This window comes from Nocardiopsis sinuspersici (genome assembly GCF_001998325.1).
Taxonomy (GTDB): Bacteria; Actinomycetota; Actinomycetes; order Streptosporangiales; family Streptosporangiaceae; genus Nocardiopsis; species Nocardiopsis sinuspersici.
The window spans coordinates 638,952-654,082 of sequence record NZ_MCOK01000001.1 but is presented as its reverse complement, the minus strand read 5'-3'; the positions used below and the strand labels follow the sequence as shown (position 1 = coordinate 654,082).

The 15,131-nt window shown below is 74.2% G+C and carries 15 protein-coding genes; 13 read left to right on the top strand and 2 right to left on the bottom strand.

The window, feature by feature from the left end:
* Nucleotides 1–61 precede the first annotated feature (61 nt).
* From NOSIN_RS02810 to NOSIN_RS02790, 6 genes are all read left to right on the top strand, one after another.
* Nucleotides 62–2,893 carry a GTPase-associated protein 1-related protein gene (locus NOSIN_RS02810; RefSeq protein WP_236743286.1) on the top strand — a complete coding sequence of 944 codons (2,832 nt, stop codon included), beginning with the start codon at nt 62–64 and terminating at the stop codon, nt 2,891–2,893.
* Nucleotides 2,890–4,500: a TRAFAC clade GTPase domain-containing protein gene (locus NOSIN_RS02805; RefSeq protein ID WP_227014296.1), complete on the top strand. Its 1,611-nt coding sequence runs from the start codon at nt 2,890–2,892 to the stop codon at nt 4,498–4,500. The genes NOSIN_RS02810 and NOSIN_RS02805 overlap by 4 nt, the downstream gene beginning before the upstream one ends.
* Nucleotides 4,497–4,670: a hypothetical protein gene (locus NOSIN_RS27095; RefSeq protein ID WP_170293620.1), complete on the top strand. Its 174-nt coding sequence runs from the start codon at nt 4,497–4,499 to the stop codon at nt 4,668–4,670. Before NOSIN_RS02805 ends, NOSIN_RS27095 begins: the two co-directional genes overlap by 4 nt.
* Before the next feature lie 310 nt (nt 4,671–4,980).
* Nucleotides 4,981–5,751, top strand: a complete 771-nt coding sequence (locus NOSIN_RS02800; RefSeq protein WP_077689227.1) for a hypothetical protein — start codon at nt 4,981–4,983, stop codon at nt 5,749–5,751.
* A gap of 40 nt (nt 5,752–5,791) precedes the next feature.
* On the top strand, nt 5,792–6,454 hold the full coding sequence (locus NOSIN_RS02795) for a class F sortase (protein ID WP_077689226.1): 663 nt from the start codon (nt 5,792–5,794) through the stop codon (nt 6,452–6,454).
* A 145-nt stretch (nt 6,455–6,599) separates the two neighbouring features.
* Nucleotides 6,600–6,896 carry a YciI family protein gene (locus tag NOSIN_RS02790; RefSeq protein WP_077689225.1) on the top strand — a complete coding sequence of 99 codons (297 nt, stop codon included), beginning with the start codon at nt 6,600–6,602 and terminating at the stop codon, nt 6,894–6,896.
* A 60-nt stretch (nt 6,897–6,956) separates the two neighbouring features.
* On the opposite strand, the gene NOSIN_RS02785 is transcribed toward NOSIN_RS02790, so the two are convergent.
* A complete protein-coding gene (locus NOSIN_RS02785; protein WP_077689224.1) occupies nt 6,957–7,385 on the bottom strand; it encodes a VOC family protein in 429 nt (142 codons plus the stop codon).
* A gap of 104 nt (nt 7,386–7,489) precedes the next feature.
* Between NOSIN_RS02785 and NOSIN_RS02780 the strand changes: the two genes are divergently transcribed.
* Nucleotides 7,490–8,086: a TetR/AcrR family transcriptional regulator gene (locus tag NOSIN_RS02780; protein WP_077689223.1), complete on the top strand. Its 597-nt coding sequence runs from the start codon at nt 7,490–7,492 to the stop codon at nt 8,084–8,086.
* Between the two features lie 260 nt (nt 8,087–8,346).
* Here NOSIN_RS02780 and NOSIN_RS02775 read toward each other — a convergent pair whose 3' ends face one another.
* Nucleotides 8,347–8,781: a YkvA family protein gene (locus tag NOSIN_RS02775; protein WP_143832839.1), complete on the bottom strand. Its 435-nt coding sequence runs from the start codon at nt 8,779–8,781 to the stop codon at nt 8,347–8,349.
* 604 nt (nt 8,782–9,385) lie between these two features.
* Between NOSIN_RS02775 and NOSIN_RS02770 the strand changes: the two genes are divergently transcribed.
* The 6 genes from NOSIN_RS02770 to NOSIN_RS02745 all read left to right on the top strand — a co-directional run bounded on the left by NOSIN_RS02770 (nt 9,386) and on the right by NOSIN_RS02745 (nt 15,130).
* A complete protein-coding gene (locus tag NOSIN_RS02770; protein ID WP_449289653.1) occupies nt 9,386–10,486 on the top strand; it encodes a hypothetical protein in 1,101 nt (366 codons plus the stop codon).
* Nucleotides 10,487–10,555: 69 nt separating this feature from the next.
* Nucleotides 10,556–11,329 carry a Flp pilus assembly protein CpaB gene (cpaB, locus tag NOSIN_RS02765; protein ID WP_077689221.1) on the top strand — a complete coding sequence of 258 codons (774 nt, stop codon included), beginning with the start codon at nt 10,556–10,558 and terminating at the stop codon, nt 11,327–11,329.
* A 3-nt stretch (nt 11,330–11,332) separates the two neighbouring features.
* A complete protein-coding gene (locus tag NOSIN_RS02760; protein WP_077689220.1) occupies nt 11,333–12,754 on the top strand; it encodes an AAA family ATPase in 1,422 nt (473 codons plus the stop codon).
* 130 nt (nt 12,755–12,884) lie between these two features.
* Entirely contained in the window at nt 12,885–13,241 is a 357-nt protein-coding gene (locus NOSIN_RS02755; RefSeq protein ID WP_077693370.1) for a pilus assembly protein TadE, read from the top strand.
* Nucleotides 13,242–13,384: 143 nt separating this feature from the next.
* A complete protein-coding gene (locus NOSIN_RS02750) occupies nt 13,385–13,756 on the top strand; it encodes a TadE/TadG family type IV pilus assembly protein (RefSeq protein ID WP_227014297.1) in 372 nt (123 codons plus the stop codon).
* A 48-nt stretch (nt 13,757–13,804) separates the two neighbouring features.
* A complete protein-coding gene (locus tag NOSIN_RS02745) occupies nt 13,805–15,130 on the top strand; it encodes a CpaF family protein (RefSeq protein WP_077689219.1) in 1,326 nt (441 codons plus the stop codon).
* The last annotated feature ends 1 nt before the right edge of the window (nt 15,131 follow it).

Sequence of the window (15,131 nt, the reverse complement as noted above, 5' to 3'; positions counted from 1 at the left end):
GACCCCGGGGTCCACCGGACGCCGAGCGGTTCCGACCGCGGCGGCCCGTCCGACGGCCCCCGTGAACGACCAGACCGACCAGAAGGACGTACCGATGGGCTTCGCTCAGCTGTACTACACCTCGTGCGAACACGGCCTGTCCGGCTACGCCGGTTACCAGTTCAACGCGGCGACCCCCGGTGTGGACCCCCGGGTCCTGCGGGAGGTCGAGCGGTTCACCGTGTACGAGCCGCCGAGGTCGTGCCCGGCCGAGCGCGTGGACGACCACCCGGTCAACCTCTGCTACTCGCCCGACGTGGGAGGGGTGCCGGTACTGAGCCGGGTGGTGTCCAGCGGGGACGACCCGTCGGGGCGGCCGGGCAACTACTTCGCGCACAGCCTGGTGGCCGCGGGTCCGAAGGAGTCGGGTCCGCTGCCCGCGGAGCTGTGGGAGGCCGACTTCTGGGCGGAGGCGCCGGTGGAGGGCCCCGGCCCGGCGGAGCTGTCGGAACTGTCGGAGACGGAGGTCGGCCCCGGCCCCCTGGACCGCGAGCGCACCGACGCGTGGATGCGGCGCTGGCCCCCGGAGGTGGTGGCGCGGCTGCTGCTCGCCGCCGACGACGCCGTGGACGGCGCACGCCCCCTGGTGCTGGTGGCCGACAGCGCGTCCGTGGCGCACTGGGTGGCGGCCCTGACCCACCTGCTGTCGCCGGAGCGGGCCCGCATGCTGTCGTTCGCGACCTACTGCGCGAACCCCGACGAGGCGTTCGTGCACGTCGTCGGTGTGCCGCCGGGGTCGGACACCGCGCTGTGGAAGGGCCGGTTCACGGTGCACGACCCGGAGTCCGGCTCCGTGGACGGCCTGCCCGAGCCCGGGACCCGGGCTTGGGCGGTGGCCGACCGGCTGGCCAGGCTGGGCACGTGCCGCGCCGCGGAGCTGTGGCGCCGGGCGCGTCCCTACGCCTCCGGGCGGGAGGGGCCGCTGGCCGACTGGCGGCCGGTGCTGGCCGCCGCGGCGCTGCTGGACGAGTGCGCCCCGTGCGGGAGGGACCTGAGGGCGGTGCGCGAGTGGTTGCCGGAGGCGGTGGGGTGGCTCGCCCAGGACGACGCGGCCGCACTGGTCCACCGGATCCTGGACGCCGACGCCGCGTCGTTCGCGGGGGTCGCGGACGCTCGGGACGGGGCGGCCGGCGGGCCCTCCGGTGGGCCGGCCGGCGGCACGGTCAGCGGACCGGCGGACGGGGCACTGGTCGGAGCGGTGGACGGGTCGGCCACGAGGCCGTCCCGCGGGGCGTCCGGAGGGATGTTCGCGGGGTCGGCGCGCGGAATGCCGGGAAGGCGGCGTGAGGGCGTGTCGGCCGGAGCGGTACCGGGCGGACCGTCGAACGGGGTGAGGCCCTGGTCCGGGATCCCGGTGGAGCCGGTGGGTCCGGCCGACACGGCCGGTACACCGGGCACGACCGGCGCGGCGGGAGCAGAGGGCACAGCGGGTACGGCGGGCGCGGCGGAACCGGCGGACACGTCCCTGGACCACGAGGCCCTGGCCGGGTTGCAGCGGGTGGCCCACCGCCTGGGCGGCGCGACCGGCGTGGTCGAGCGGCTCGAACGCGTGATGGTGCGCCGTTCCCTGGACGACATCGCCGCGGGCAGGCCCGCCCCGCCGGTGGCGCCGATGCGGTCGGAATCGGTGCGCGGGGCGGCCCGGGACCGTGTCGCCGCGCTGCTGGACGGACGGCGGGGCGAGGTCTGCCCCGACCGGGCGGTGGAGCTGCTGCGCTGGGCGCGCGCGGGCGGGCTGGTGCCCCCCGCGGCGAGCCTGGAACGCTACGGCGGCGACGTCATCGCCCCCCTGCTGGCCGGCTCCCGCCTCCCCGATCCGGCGATACGCACCCTGATGGCCGCCCACCCCGGGATGCGGCGGGGCGCGGCGGCGGGGCTGGCCGAACTTCCCCGCGACCGGTTGGCCGCCCTGGCGGCCGGGCCGGCGGGCGCCCTGTTCGCCGACGACCGCGACGGGTCCAGTGCCCTCCTGCGAGAGCTGCGGCTCCTGGGCACCGACAACCGCACCGACCTTCCGGGGCTGCTGTCGTACGTGGTGTCCGTGCGCAGGGAGGGGCGGACGGCCGAGGCGCCCGGGCTCGCCGAGCACGACGTGGACGAGGACCTGCTCGCCGGGGTCTGGGGGCCGGACCACGATGCCCGGGCCGTCCTCCTGACCCTGCGCGTCCTGCGGCCCGGGGTCCTGGTGGCTCCGGATGTGGGCGGCTGGGTGGCCGAGGCGGTGACGTCCCCGCCCGAGGAGGGGAGGGAGCGGGCGTGGCGGGAGCTGGTGGACGAGGTGTCCCGGCACTGGCTGCGCACCCGGCTGCCGGAGTCCGGCCGGCGTGTGGTGGTGGAGTGGTCGCGGGTCCGTCCGGCCCTGGTCGCGCTGCGCGCGGCCGGGGACGACCGGGGCCCCGATCGGCTCGGCGCCGTGTACGGGAGCGTCCGGGACACCCATCCCGTGGTGGAGGAGGTCACCCGCAGGCTGGTGGTTCGCATGCTGCTGGGGTGGCGCCGGTGCGCGTCGCTGGCCGAGGCGCTGCGGGACTGTCCGGCGGAGGTGTTCGAGGCCTACTGTGACGCGGTGTCCCTCCGGTTGGCCGAGGAGCGGCCGGACACGGCGACGGCGGCGCTGGTGTACCTGACGGCCAGGCACGAGGCGCTGACCGGCCACGGGCGCTCCCGGTACCTGGACGCGTCGGTGCTCTCGATCGCCGTGGCCGGGTGGAGGAGGCGCCACGTGGCGCGGATGCGCAGGCAGTTGCCCCGGGAGTCGGGAGGCGGCTTCGACGAGTGGGCGCAGCGGCTGCGCGGACCCCGCGGACACGGGTTCTTCGGACTGGGCCCGTGGACCTGCGGGCGGCGGTCATGAGGCGGGCGGCGCCGGGACCGCGGAGCGACGACGGCGGCGTGCAACTCGGGGTGGCGCTGCTGGCGGCCGTCGGGGTGCTCCTGGCCCTGGTGGTCGTCTACCTGCTGCGGTGGTGGCTGATCGCGGGCCTGGTGAGCGCCGTCATCATCCTCGGGGGCGCCGCCGCCGTGGTCGGATGGTGCGTCCTGGTGTTCCTGTACCTGCGCCGCACGCACCGGGTGATGTTCGGCGGTGACCACCCGAGCGAACCGCTGCCCGGCAGCCAGGACGATCCCGCGCACCGGTCCTACCACGGCGGTCCGGCCTGGTGGGACCTGCGCGCGGTGCTGGGCTGGTGCTGGGCCGTCGCGGCGCCGTGGAGCGTCCTCCTGCTGCCGCACCTGCTGGTCCACGCCCTGGTGGTGGGCGCGTATCTGGCCGCGGCGTGGACGGCCGTCGGCGCGCTCCGGCTGGCGGACTCGGGGCTGCTGCTGGCCCGCCGGATCCGGATGGTGTGCCCGGGGTGCTTCCTGCGCCTGGGCTATCCGGCGTACCTGTGCACGCGGTGCGGTCGGCGGCACGGTTCCATCCGGCCCGGGGGGCGGGGGCTGTGGTGGCGGCGGTGCCTGTGCGGGGCCCGTCTGCCGACGCTGCTCCTACTGGGGTCGGCGGACCTGGACGCGCGGTGTCCGCACTGCGACCGGAGCCTGGAGCACCGGCCGGGCGAGGCCAGGGAGTTCGTGCTGCCGCTGTTCGGCGGGACTGGCGCGGGCAAGACGCGGCTGGTGACCGGGATGCACCTCGTGCTGGCACAGGCGGCGCACAGGGCCCCGGAGGCGTACGTGGAGCCGGTGGGCGAGGAGGCGGTGCGGCGGCTGCGGGACTGCGAGCGGATGCTGTCGACGCGGACCCCGCCCACGCCCCCGGGACGCGAGGTGCGGGGGCTGACCGTGCGGGTGGGCGCGGGCGGCAGGACCCTGCTCATGCAGCTGTTCGACGCGGCGGGCGAGCGGTTCAACCGCTCGGTGACCGCCGAGGAGCTGGCCTACCTGGGCAAGGCGTCCACGTTCGTGCTTGCGGTGGACCCGCTGGGGATCGAGGCGGTGTGGCGCTCGCTGACCGCGCGGGAACGGTCCCGGCTGGCCGGGGACCGCTCGCACACCCGTGATCCGGAACTGGCGTACGGGGCGGTGCGCGACGAGATCCGGCGGCAGTACCGCATGCTGGGGCACGGCCGTCTGCCCGTGCGGCGCCGGAGCCGTCTGGCGGTGGTGGTCACGCGCGGCGACCTGGTGCGGGGGACGGCCGTCGCGCCCGACGGTGTGGGGCCCCGGGAGTGGGCGGAGCGGACCCTGGGCCTGGGAAACCTGCTGCGGGACGCGGAGGCCGACTTCGCGCAGACTCGGGTGTTCCTGACCTCGGCCGTCACCGACGGCTCGGGGCTGGCCGATCCCAGCCTCGGCGCCCTGCTGCGGTGGCTGCTGGCCGGGGAGGACGACGCGTTCACCGCGATGCTGGCCGATCCCGAGCCCCCGGGGGGACAGGGGCCCCCGGACCTCCCGGGGCCTCCGGCCGACGCACCCCGGCCCGAGCGGCCGGAGTCGGAGTACATGGAGGGAACCCGATGACCTACCAGGGCCCCGAGCACCGCGCCGCCCGCCGGACCGTCGCCGTGGTGACCTACGTGCTCACGGTGGCGCTGACCGCGGCCGCGGTCGTCGCGCTGGTGTGGCTGGGCATGGCCGCCGTCCAGGGCGTGTGGGCCTACGCCCTCGCACGCATCGCCGAGGGCTCCTGACCCTCCCCGGAGAACGGCGCACCGCGGCGGCGGTCCCGGGTGTGCCCGGCGCACATCCGCCCCGCCATGCGACGGGCGGCACCCACCGGGCACGCTCCGGCGGAGAGCGGGTACGCGTCCCTCCCCCGCCCTCCGCGGCCCCGGGCCCCTATCCTCGAACGCGCCTCGAATCATCCACGCCACGCAAAAACGGTTCACAACTACATGTAATTAAGTCGTTACATACGGTTACTCACCTAGTGCGAAGGGGCATCTTTCCGGACAACTCCACGTCATCGGGACGGGGAGGATCCGCAGAGGAGCTCTCGCAATGCACAAGGCAACCGCCGCCACGACCGCGTTGGCGCTTCCCATGGGACTGGTACTGGCCGCCGCTCCCGCGCAGGCCGACGTTCCCACCGGTGATACGACGGCCCTGCACGCCCAGATTCAGCCGTTAAACGAGCACGGGGCCGGGGGGACCAGCACCGTCGAACTCCGGGGCACGAGGGTGACGGTCCAGGTCCACGCGACCGGACTCGCACCGGGCCTTCCGCACGCGCAGCACCTCCACATCGGCGGGAAGGGCACGTGCCCGCCCGGACTGGACTCCGACGAGAACGGCGACGGGTTCGTCAGCACGACAGAGGGCATGCCCTTCTACGGCCCCGGGGCCGTGTCCCTGACCACCGAGGGCGACACCGGGTCCGAGCACAAGCTGGCCCTGGAGCGCATGGCCGTGGCCGACGAGGACGGCAAGCTCGAGTACCAGCGCACCTTCGAGGTCGACGAGGACATCGCCGAGCGGATCGGCGACGGCGAGGCCGTGCTCGTCCAGCGCGGCATCGACACCGAGGGCGACAGGGAGTACGACTTCAACGGCGCGGGCAGGAGCGACCTCGACCAGGCGGTTCCGGCCGAGGCGACCCATCCCGCGTCCTGCGGCTCGTTCACGGCGGCCCCGGAGAGCGGCATGGACACCGGCCTCGGCGGCACCGCCGGCACTCCCACCGCCGCGCTGGTCGGCCTGGGCGCCGCCCTCGTCACGGTGGCGGGAGCCGTGGCCGTCGCCGGCCGCCAGCTGCTGCGCGCCCGGACGTGACCGTGGCCCCGGGCACCGGCTCCACCTCCGGGGAAGCGTGATGGCCACCGCACGGCCCGAGTCGTCCCACGGCCGCCGGGTGATCTACTCGGCGGCCGCCCGGTTCGTCTCCTCCGTCGGGGTCCTGCTCATGGCCGCCGGCCTGTGGCAGGGCGGCGCGGCCTCGGGCTCCGCCGGGTTCTCGGCGGCCTCCCCGGCCTCGGAGGCCGGGGAGGCCGCCGAGCCCGGGGCCGCGCCCGTCCTGGCACGCGCCCGGCCCGTCCGGCTCACCATCCCGGCGATCGACGTGGACGTCGCGGACCTCGTCGCCCTGGACGTGGACACCACCGGGACGCTGGAGGCCCCCGAGGACACCGACAGGGTCGGGTGGTACGAGTCGGGCCCCTGGCCCGGCCAGGCCGGACCCGCGGTACTGGGCGCGCACGTGGACTCCCTCAGCGGTCCGGCGGTCTTCTTCCGGCTGCGGGAGTTGGCCCCCGGCGACGAGGTGACCGTCGGGCGCGCCGACGGCAGCGAGGCCGTGTTCCACGTGTACGAGGTACGGGAGTACGACAAGGACGCCTTCCCCACGGAACGGGTCTACGGCTCCACGGGCAACCGGGCCGAGCTTCGGCTGGTGACCTGCGGCGGTGAGTTCGAGCGGGGCAGCGGCAGCTACACCGGCAACGTGGTCGTCTACGCCAAGCTGGAGCCCCCGGTGTGACCAGCCCCTTCCCGGCCCCTGGCCCGCGCGGCCCCGCCCGCCTGTGGCACAGTGTCGGCCATCGCGGCGGCGGCCGCGCACCCCGCCGGCACACGGGGCGGTGTCCCGGTCCGCCGCCGAAGCCGCGTACCCAGGGAGGAACCCCATGGCGGTCTTCGCCATCACCTACACCTACGCCGCCGACAGCGCAGCCGCGCGCGACGAGCACCGCCCCGCCCACCGGGAGTACCTGAACGGGCTCTCCGAGCAGGGCGCCAACCTGTGCTCGGGCCCCTTCGGCCCCGAGGAGGCCCCCGGCGCGCTCCTGCTCTTTCGCGCCGGCACCAGGGAGGAGGCCCTCGCCCTGACCGAGAAGGACCCCTTCCGCCTGCGGGGCCTGGTCAGCGAGGTCGGGGTCCACGAGTGGGTCCCGGTCCTGGGCCCGCTGGCCGAGCACTTCTGAGCCGCCCGGACCCGCGCACCCGTGCCGGGGCCGGCCGCACCGACCGGCCCCGGCGCCCGTTCACCGCTCCGCCTCCGCGGCGAAGCCGTTGTCCCTCATCCACCGCGGATCGGGGGCGACCATCTGCAGGACCTCCACGTAGAGCCCCTCGGGCCCCGAGACCTGGAAGCGGCGCTGCCCCCAGGGTTCGCTGACCAGGGGCATGACCACCTCCACCCCCGCCTCGCGCAGACGTCTCTCCTCCGCGTCCACGTCCGGTACCAGGAAGGCGATCAGCGACTCCGCCCGCCCGTTGCGCAGGACCTCGTGCGTGGACGGGTGGTCGCGCAGGACGAAGTCGACGGACAGCTTGGGGTGGTCCTCGTGCTGGGTGTTGAGGTACCAGCCGAGGTCGATGCCGACCTCGAAGCCGAAGTGCTCGGTGAACCACGCGGCGCTGGCGCGCGGGTCGTCGCAGAGCACGGCCAGGCCCACGAGCTCGATGTTCACGCTTCCTCCAGGAGGTCGGTTTTACCACTTCGAGCAAAGTACTACGCTTGGAGTGGTAAAACAAGCGTGTACTCCACGGACGACGCAAGAGGAGGCCAGGGGCCATGCGGCAGAACCCCGAACGCAGGCGCGCACTACTGGACGCGGCCATCGACGTGCTCGCGGAGGAGGGCGCGCGCGGACTCACCTTCCGCGCGGTGGACACCCGCGCGGGGGTACCCGGAGGAACCGCGTCGAACTACTTCGCCAACCGCGCCGAACTCCTGCTCCAGGCGGGCGCGCACGTCCACGTACGCCTGACCCCCACCGAGGAGTTCACCGCGCGCTTCCTGGACGCGGAGCCCTCGCGCGAGCAGACCCGCCTGGGGATGCGCGACCTGCTGCGTCGGGTGGAGGCCGACCGCAACGCCTACCTCGCGCTGCTGGAGCTGCGGCTGGAGGCCAACCGGCACCCGGGCATCCGCGAGGAGCTGACGCGCACCATCCGGGACACCCTGGAGGAGAACGTGAGCCACCACCTGGAGGGCGGCTTCCCCGGCGACCGGGGCACGGTGGTCACGCTCTACCTGGCGATGACCGGCCTGTTCGTGGAGCACCTGACCCTGCCCGAGGTGCTCGGCGACGACGGTCCGGACTCCCTGGTGGACCGGATGGTGCGCGTCATCGTCCCCGAGGGCCCGTCCTCGCCCGAGCTCCCCTGATCCGTCCCCTCGGCGGGCGCCCCTCAGCGGCGCACCTCGGGTGGAGCCCTCGTGGGCGGAGGCCACCACGGGCGGAGGCCACCGCCCCTCCCGGCGGCGGCGCGGCCGGGCAGTGGAAACGGGCCCCGCGTGCGAACACGCGGGGCCCGTGGGCGTTCGGGTCCGTGGGCGGTCCAGGGCTCGCGCCGGTCGCGAGCGGACCGGGATCCGTGCGCGGCCCGGTCCGGAGCCGCCCGGCGGCGGCGCGGGGAACGGAGGGCTCAGCGCCTCTGCCGCGTGCCGCGACCGTCGTCGTGCGCGTACCCGTCCTGCCCGGGGACGCCGTCATCCCGGCCGGGCCGGTTGGCCTGCTGGAAGGCCTGCTGCGCCTCGTTCCGGCGCTCCCACCGGACGAAGCGCTCGCTCTCGCCGAGCGCCACGGTGGTCAGCCACACGGCGGCACCGACGTCGTCGGCCAGTCCGGGCAGCAGGAAGAGCAGTTCGGGAATGAAGTCGACCGGCGAGAGGATGTAGGCCACCAGCGCGAGCATCCCGAGCAGTTTGGCGGTGCTCAGTTCGGGGTAGCGTCCGCGCAGCTTGGCGCCGATCATTCGCGGGACCGCCCCGGCGCGCTTCCACACGGAGACGTCGCCGTCGGTGTTCTGGATGACCCGCCAGGCGGCGGCTCCGGCCGCGGCACGGTTTGCCTTGCGCATCTCGGTCTCCTCAGGGGCGTGTGGCTTCTCAAGATATGACGCGAAACCTGTCTGATTCGTTCCCGCACGCCACCGCTCCAACCACGGACGGGCGTCATCCGTCGCCTCGCCGCGCCCGCACCGCCCGAGCGGCCGCTCCCCTTCCGGGGGGAGTCGTCCACAACCTGGCCTGGGGCACTGGTGGGACGGGGAGAGGAGAGGCATCCTTGGAGAGGGAAGGACGGGAGGTGCAAAACAGCCTCAGGAGATCACCTGAAGCTCAAAACCCAACACAAAACACAAACAGCTCAAAAACGGTCACATACCAGTCTGTCCACGTGTTGGCCACATGCGGCCAGCCCCCGCGACGGCTCCTCTGAGAGGCGGTGACGCACACGGACACGATCCGATCCCCTTCGGCCAGCACGGGAGCCCCACCACCCGAGTCACGCCCACCGACCCCGCGCTCCCCAACCCCTCCACCACCTCACACCTCGCCTCCGGGGGCGATGAACGCGAGACCTCCCGCGCTCAGCCACACATTCGTTACGATGCGTCCGAGTGGCACCTTCGCAAGACCGCTCAGCAGTCTCCCCCAGTGTGCAGAACCGATGGAGCTTGCCCAGTGTCCAGAGCCCTACCTCGGTCGGCGACGACCGTCGCCCTGTTGGCGGACATCCCCAGCACGGGCCACGTGGGCGAGGCCGGGGCCCGGCGGTTCGCGATGCGCGGAGAGGGCATCGGCGAACGCAGCGCCGCGTTCGTCGCCTTCGCCAGGGAGGAGACCGACGCGGGCCGCAAGGTCGTGGCCCTCTATCCCGCGTGGCGCTCCTCGGACGCCGAGCGGGCGGTCAACTTCGCCCGCGGCGCCATGCGCACCGACCACATCGCCGGGATCGGCGTCGACCTCTCGCCCCTGGCCCTGTCCCTCGTCGCCGACCAGCTCGCCTACCTCGCCCCCTACCTGCCGCCGGGGATGGTCGCCGCCCTGTGCGACGAGCTTCCACGGCACCTGCTCGCGGGAGCCTGGCTCAAGACGGTCTCCGGCCTGTCCACCATCCCCACCTCGATGCGCCAGCACATGGGCTCCTACGCCCCGACGGTGTCCTTCCTCGCCTACTGCGCGCCCACCCGCCAGGTGGGACGCATGCGCCCGGCCGACGTCGCCGCCGCCCTCCCCTTCCGGCCCGTGCAACCGGTCCAGCTTCTGTGCTCCACACCCGACCCCGGCATCACCGGGATATTCGACGACAACCTCCCGCAGGCCATCCAGCCGGTGGCGACCCGCACCCTGCCCGCACAGCCCCTGGGCCCCGAGTACTGGGGAACCGCCAAGTACGTGGAGTTCGTGGCGCTGAGCGCCCACCCCCAGGCCCTCGCCTACGCCGCCGGCTCCATCCGCGCCTCCGGCTGCTCCTGGTGCGGCGAGCCCGTGTCGGCCCGGTCCTGCCCCTTCTGCTCGGCCAACGCCGCCCGGGCCTCCAGCAGGCCCTCCACACCGCGGCCAGCGCCCCGACCCGCTCCCCCGCCCGCCAACGGACACGATCCGCACGGCGCCCCGCGTCCCCCCGGCGGCGCCCCGTCCCCGTCATCCCTCCCCGGACCCGCGCACCCTCCCCCCGCCGGGCCGGGGCACCCTCCCCCACCGCCCACCGACGGACCGGGGGGTCCGCCCCTTTCGAGCCTCGCCCCGCGCCCCGAGACACCCAGGACCTACTCCCGTTAGGGACCGCCACCGCGCCCCGGAAGCGAGCGGACGGCCCACGACGACACTGGAAACGGAAAAGCAACCCCTATGAACCCCCGTCAGCGACGCGGCGTCCTGCTCATGGTCGTTGCCGCTATCGGCGCCGTCGCCGTGTTCGCCTCCGTGTTCACCTACCTCAGCAGCCAGCAGGACCGCCTCGGCGGCTCCACCACGGTCCTGCGGCTGACCGAGGCCGTCGACGCCTACCAGCCCGTCGGAGAGGACTCCGTGGAGAGGGTCGAGGTGCCGAGCACGTACTTCGCCCCGGAGGTCTTCCTCACCGACCTGTCCGACGTCGAGACCCCCTCGGACCAGCAGCTCGTCGCCGCCTCCCACCTGGATGCGGGCGTGTACCTGCAGCACGGCATGGTGCAGCCCCAGCCCACCCTGACCGCCGGTGAGCGCGAGATCGCCATCATGGTCGACGCCGAGACCGGCGTGGCGGGCAAGGTGCACCGCGGGTCGTTCGTGGACATCTACGGCACCTTCCCGGCGCGCGACCACGGCGAGGCCTGCGCGGTGCGGATCATCACCGAGGTGGAGGTCCTCGGCATCGGCGAGCTGCGCACCCAGGAGGGCGAGGGCGGCGGTGTGTCCGGGGTGGTCCCGGTGACCTTCCGGCTGGACTCGGAGGCCGCGCTCCAGCTCGCCTACGCGGAGGACTTCTCCACCAAGCTGCGGCTGGCCCTGGTGAGCCCCGACGGCGGCGGCACGCCGGGAGACACCGATTTCTGCAGCGGGGACTTCGACACCCTCGTCGAGGGCGGATCGCCCGACGAGGGTGAGACGACCAACGGGCGGCGTATGCCGCATGGGGGGTAAGCGTTGAACTTCCGTGTCCTGGCGGGCATGCCCACATCCGAGTCGGAGATGGTGCTCGCCGCGCGTTTCGAGGAGCTGGGCAGTGCCGACCTGGTGGCCTCCCGGCCCACCACGTCGGCACTGATCGACGCCGCCGGGGAGTTCCCCGAGGTCGACGTGGTCCTCATCCACCAGGACCTGGGGCCGGCCCCGGTGTTCGACGCCATCCGCGACCTGTCCCACCGCCATCCGCAGCTGGCGATCCTGCTGGTCTCGCCCACGATGGACCCCGACACCTTCACCGGGGCCATGGAGGCCGGCGCGCGCGGGGTGATGCCCCACGACTCGGGCATCGCCGAACTGGAGACCCGTATCACCAAGGCCGCCGAGTGGTCGCGGACGCTGCGCCGCCACCTGGAGTCGGCCTCCCTGGACCTGCCCGCGTCGGGTGTGCGCGGCCGGATCGTGGCGATCAGCGGCGCCAAGGGGGGCGTGGGCACCACCACGTGCGCGGTACAGCTGGCGATGGTCGCGGCCGCCGCCGACCGGGTGGTGTGCCTGGTCGACCTGGACCTGCAGACCGGGGACCTGCCCGCGTTCCTCAACCTGCGGCACCGCCGCTCCATCAGCGACCTGGTGGAGGCCGGCGACGACATCACGCCCGGGATGCTCTCGGAGACCCTGTACGTGGATCCGCGCGGGCCGCACGTGCTGCTCGCCCCCGAGCACGGCGAACGCGGCGAGGACGTCGGCGCCCGCGCCATCCGGCGGATCCTGGGCACGCTGCGCTCCCGCTACGAGCTGGTGGTGGTGGACTGCGGGTCCACCATGAACGAGGCCACCGCGATGGCGGTGGAGCTGGCCGACAGCGCGATCGTCACCGTCACCCCGGACGTGCCCGCGATGCGCGGCGCCCAGCGGCTGATGGGCATGTGGGAGCGGCTGCAGGTGCGCTCGCACGAGGACGTGTACTCGCTGGTCACCCGGCACAGCCGCAAGAACGAGATCCAGCCGGACTTCCTCCAGCAGCTCCTGGGCACCCGGGTGCTGCGTACGCCGGTTCCGGCCGCCTACCGGGCGCTGGAGCCGGGGGAGAACAACGGCGACCCCACCAAGGTGACCGACGAGGGGCTGCGCAAGGCCTTCGCGCGCCTGGCCGCGGAGCTGGACCTGCTGGACCCGCCCCCGGCGTCGGGGCAGGGCGGCAAGGGCGGCGCCTCCACCCCGCCCGGCGGTCTGGGCGGTTTCGCCTCCCTCGCCGACCGGCGCGGCGCCAAGCCCTCCACCCGCGACGTGTCCGGCTTCCTGAACGCCTCGGGGCCCAACCCCTCCCACGTGGCGGGCAACGGCCACTCCCCGGTCCCGCCGCTGGGCCCGTCCCGCGGCGACCGCCCGGGGCCCGGCTCGCACGGGGGCGGAGGAGGTCTCGGTGGGTTCGGTGGCTGAGTCCGGCCGCCGCCCGGCCCGGAGCGGCGCCGGCCGGTGGGGGGCCCGCGCCCACGGGGGCGTCCGTACGCGCCGCCGGGGCGGCCGGGGCGGTCCGTCCCACCGCCGTGGCGACCATGGCGGGGTCATCGTGGAGTTCGCCGCCACGGTGCCGTTCCTGATGCTGGCCCTGGCCCTGGTGTGGCAGGTCCTGCTGCTCGGCGTCACCGCCATGTACGCCTCGCACGGTGCCGCCGAGGCCGCACGCCAGGCCGCCGTGACCCCCGACGACATGGCGCGCGTGGACGAGGAGGCGCGCAAGCGGGTCCGGGCGCCCTGGGACGGCCGGGAGGCGATGACCGTGGAGGTCGTGGAGCGCGACGGCGCCCGCTTCGCGCAGGTGACCCTGGCCATGCCGGTCTTCCTGCCCGGGGCCTCCGGGCCGTGGGACGTCACCGGGGAGGCCAGGGTGGTCACCGAGGTGGAGCCCCGGGGGGTGACACCGTGAGCGCGGATCCGGCCGGAGGCCACCCGTCCCGTGCCGTCCTGCCGGACGTGCGCCGAAGCACCGGGCGGCGAAGCACCGGGCGGCGAAGCACCGGACGGCAGGGCGTCGGTCACCGCGACGCCGGGCGCCGGGGACCGCGACGGCTGCTGCTCGGCGACCGGCCGGGCCGTGACGGCGACCGGGGCGGCCCGCTCCTGGAGTTCGCCGCGATCTTCCCGGTGCTGCTCCTGGTCGCCGCCCTGGCGATCGAGGCCTTCCTGGCCTTCGTCGCGGCCGAGCGCCTGGAGTCCGCGGCCCGGGCCGGGGCGCGGGTGGCCGGAGCCGAGCGGTCGGAGGGGGCCGAGGCCGCCGCCCGCCGTGCGCTGCCGTCGTGGTTGGACGAGGCGGCCGTCACCAGCGGCGGCGACGACCACGGGGGCTTCTACGTGGAGGTCTCGCACCCGCTGCCGATCGTGTTCTCGTCGGTGGGCCTGGACCTGACGCTGACCCGGCGCGTGGACATGCCCGATGTGTGAGGCGGAGGCGGCGCGCCGCGACCGCCCAGGGGGAAGGAGACCGAAGCCATGGGCCTGAAGGACCGCTTGGAGGAGGACCGCGGTGTCGAGGGGCGCGCCGACCACGGCAGCGTCACGCACTGGCGGCGGCGCCTGCTGGAGGAGATCAACCTCGAGGACCTCACCAGGCTGACCCTGGCCCAGCGCCGGGTCCGCCTGGAGAAGGTCGTGGGGCACATCCTGACCCGCGAGGGGCCGGTGCTGTCGGACCGGGAGCGCTCGATGCTCATCCGGCGGGTCGTGGACGAGGCCCTGGGGCTGGGCGTGCTGGAGCCCCTGCTGGCCGACGAGACCATCACCGAGATCATGGTGAACGGGCCCGACAACGTGTTCATCGAGCGCGGCGGCCGCATGCAGCGGGTGGACGCGGCGTTCAACGGCGAGGAGCAGCTCTACCAGACCATCGACCGCATCGTGTCGCTGGTCAACCGCCGCGTGGACGAGGCCTCCCCGATGGTGGACGCGAGGCTGCCCACGGGCGAGCGCGTCAACGTGATCATCCCGCCGCTGTCGCTGTCGGGCCCGGTCCTGACCATCCGGCGGTTCCCCAAGCCGTACCCGATCGACGAACTGGTGCGGATGGGCAGCCTGGACTCGCCCACCGGCATCCTCCTGGCGGCGATGGTGCGCGCCCGGTTCAACATCGTGGTGTCGGGCGGTACCGGTACCGGCAAGACGACCTTCCTCAACGCGATGTCGGCGTTCGTGCCCTCCGACGAGCGCATCGTCACCATCGAGGACTCCGCCGAGCTGCAACTGATGCAGGACCACGTGGTGCGGCTGGAGTCCAGGCCGGCCAACATCGAGGGCCGGGGCGAGATCGCCATCCGCGACCTCGTGCGCAACGCGCTGCGGATGCGCCCGGACCGCATCATCGTCGGCGAGGTCCGCGGCTCGGAGACCATCGACATGCTCCAGGCCATGAACACCGGCCACGACGGCTCGCTGGTGACGGTGCACGCCAACTCGGCCGACGACGCCATCCACCGGTTGCAGACCCTGGCCACCCTGGGCGTGGGCAACGTGCCCTACGACGCGATCCGCGACCAGATCAACAACGCGGTGGACGCCATCGTGCACCTGGGCCGGTGGCCGGACGGGTCGCGGCGGGTCAACGAGATCGCGGTGGTCTCCTCCCAGCGGCGCGAGGAGTTCCGGCTGGACCCGGTGATGCGGTTCGCGGCGATGCCCATGGGTCCCAACCGGGCCGTGGAGGGCGAGTTCCGGCACTTCCCGCTGCCCCGGCACATCGCCGGCCGGATCTACCACGTGGGCGAGGCCGTCCCGGCGTCCTTCGGGGTGGTCTCCGAGGAACGGCCCCGCGATGACCGATGAC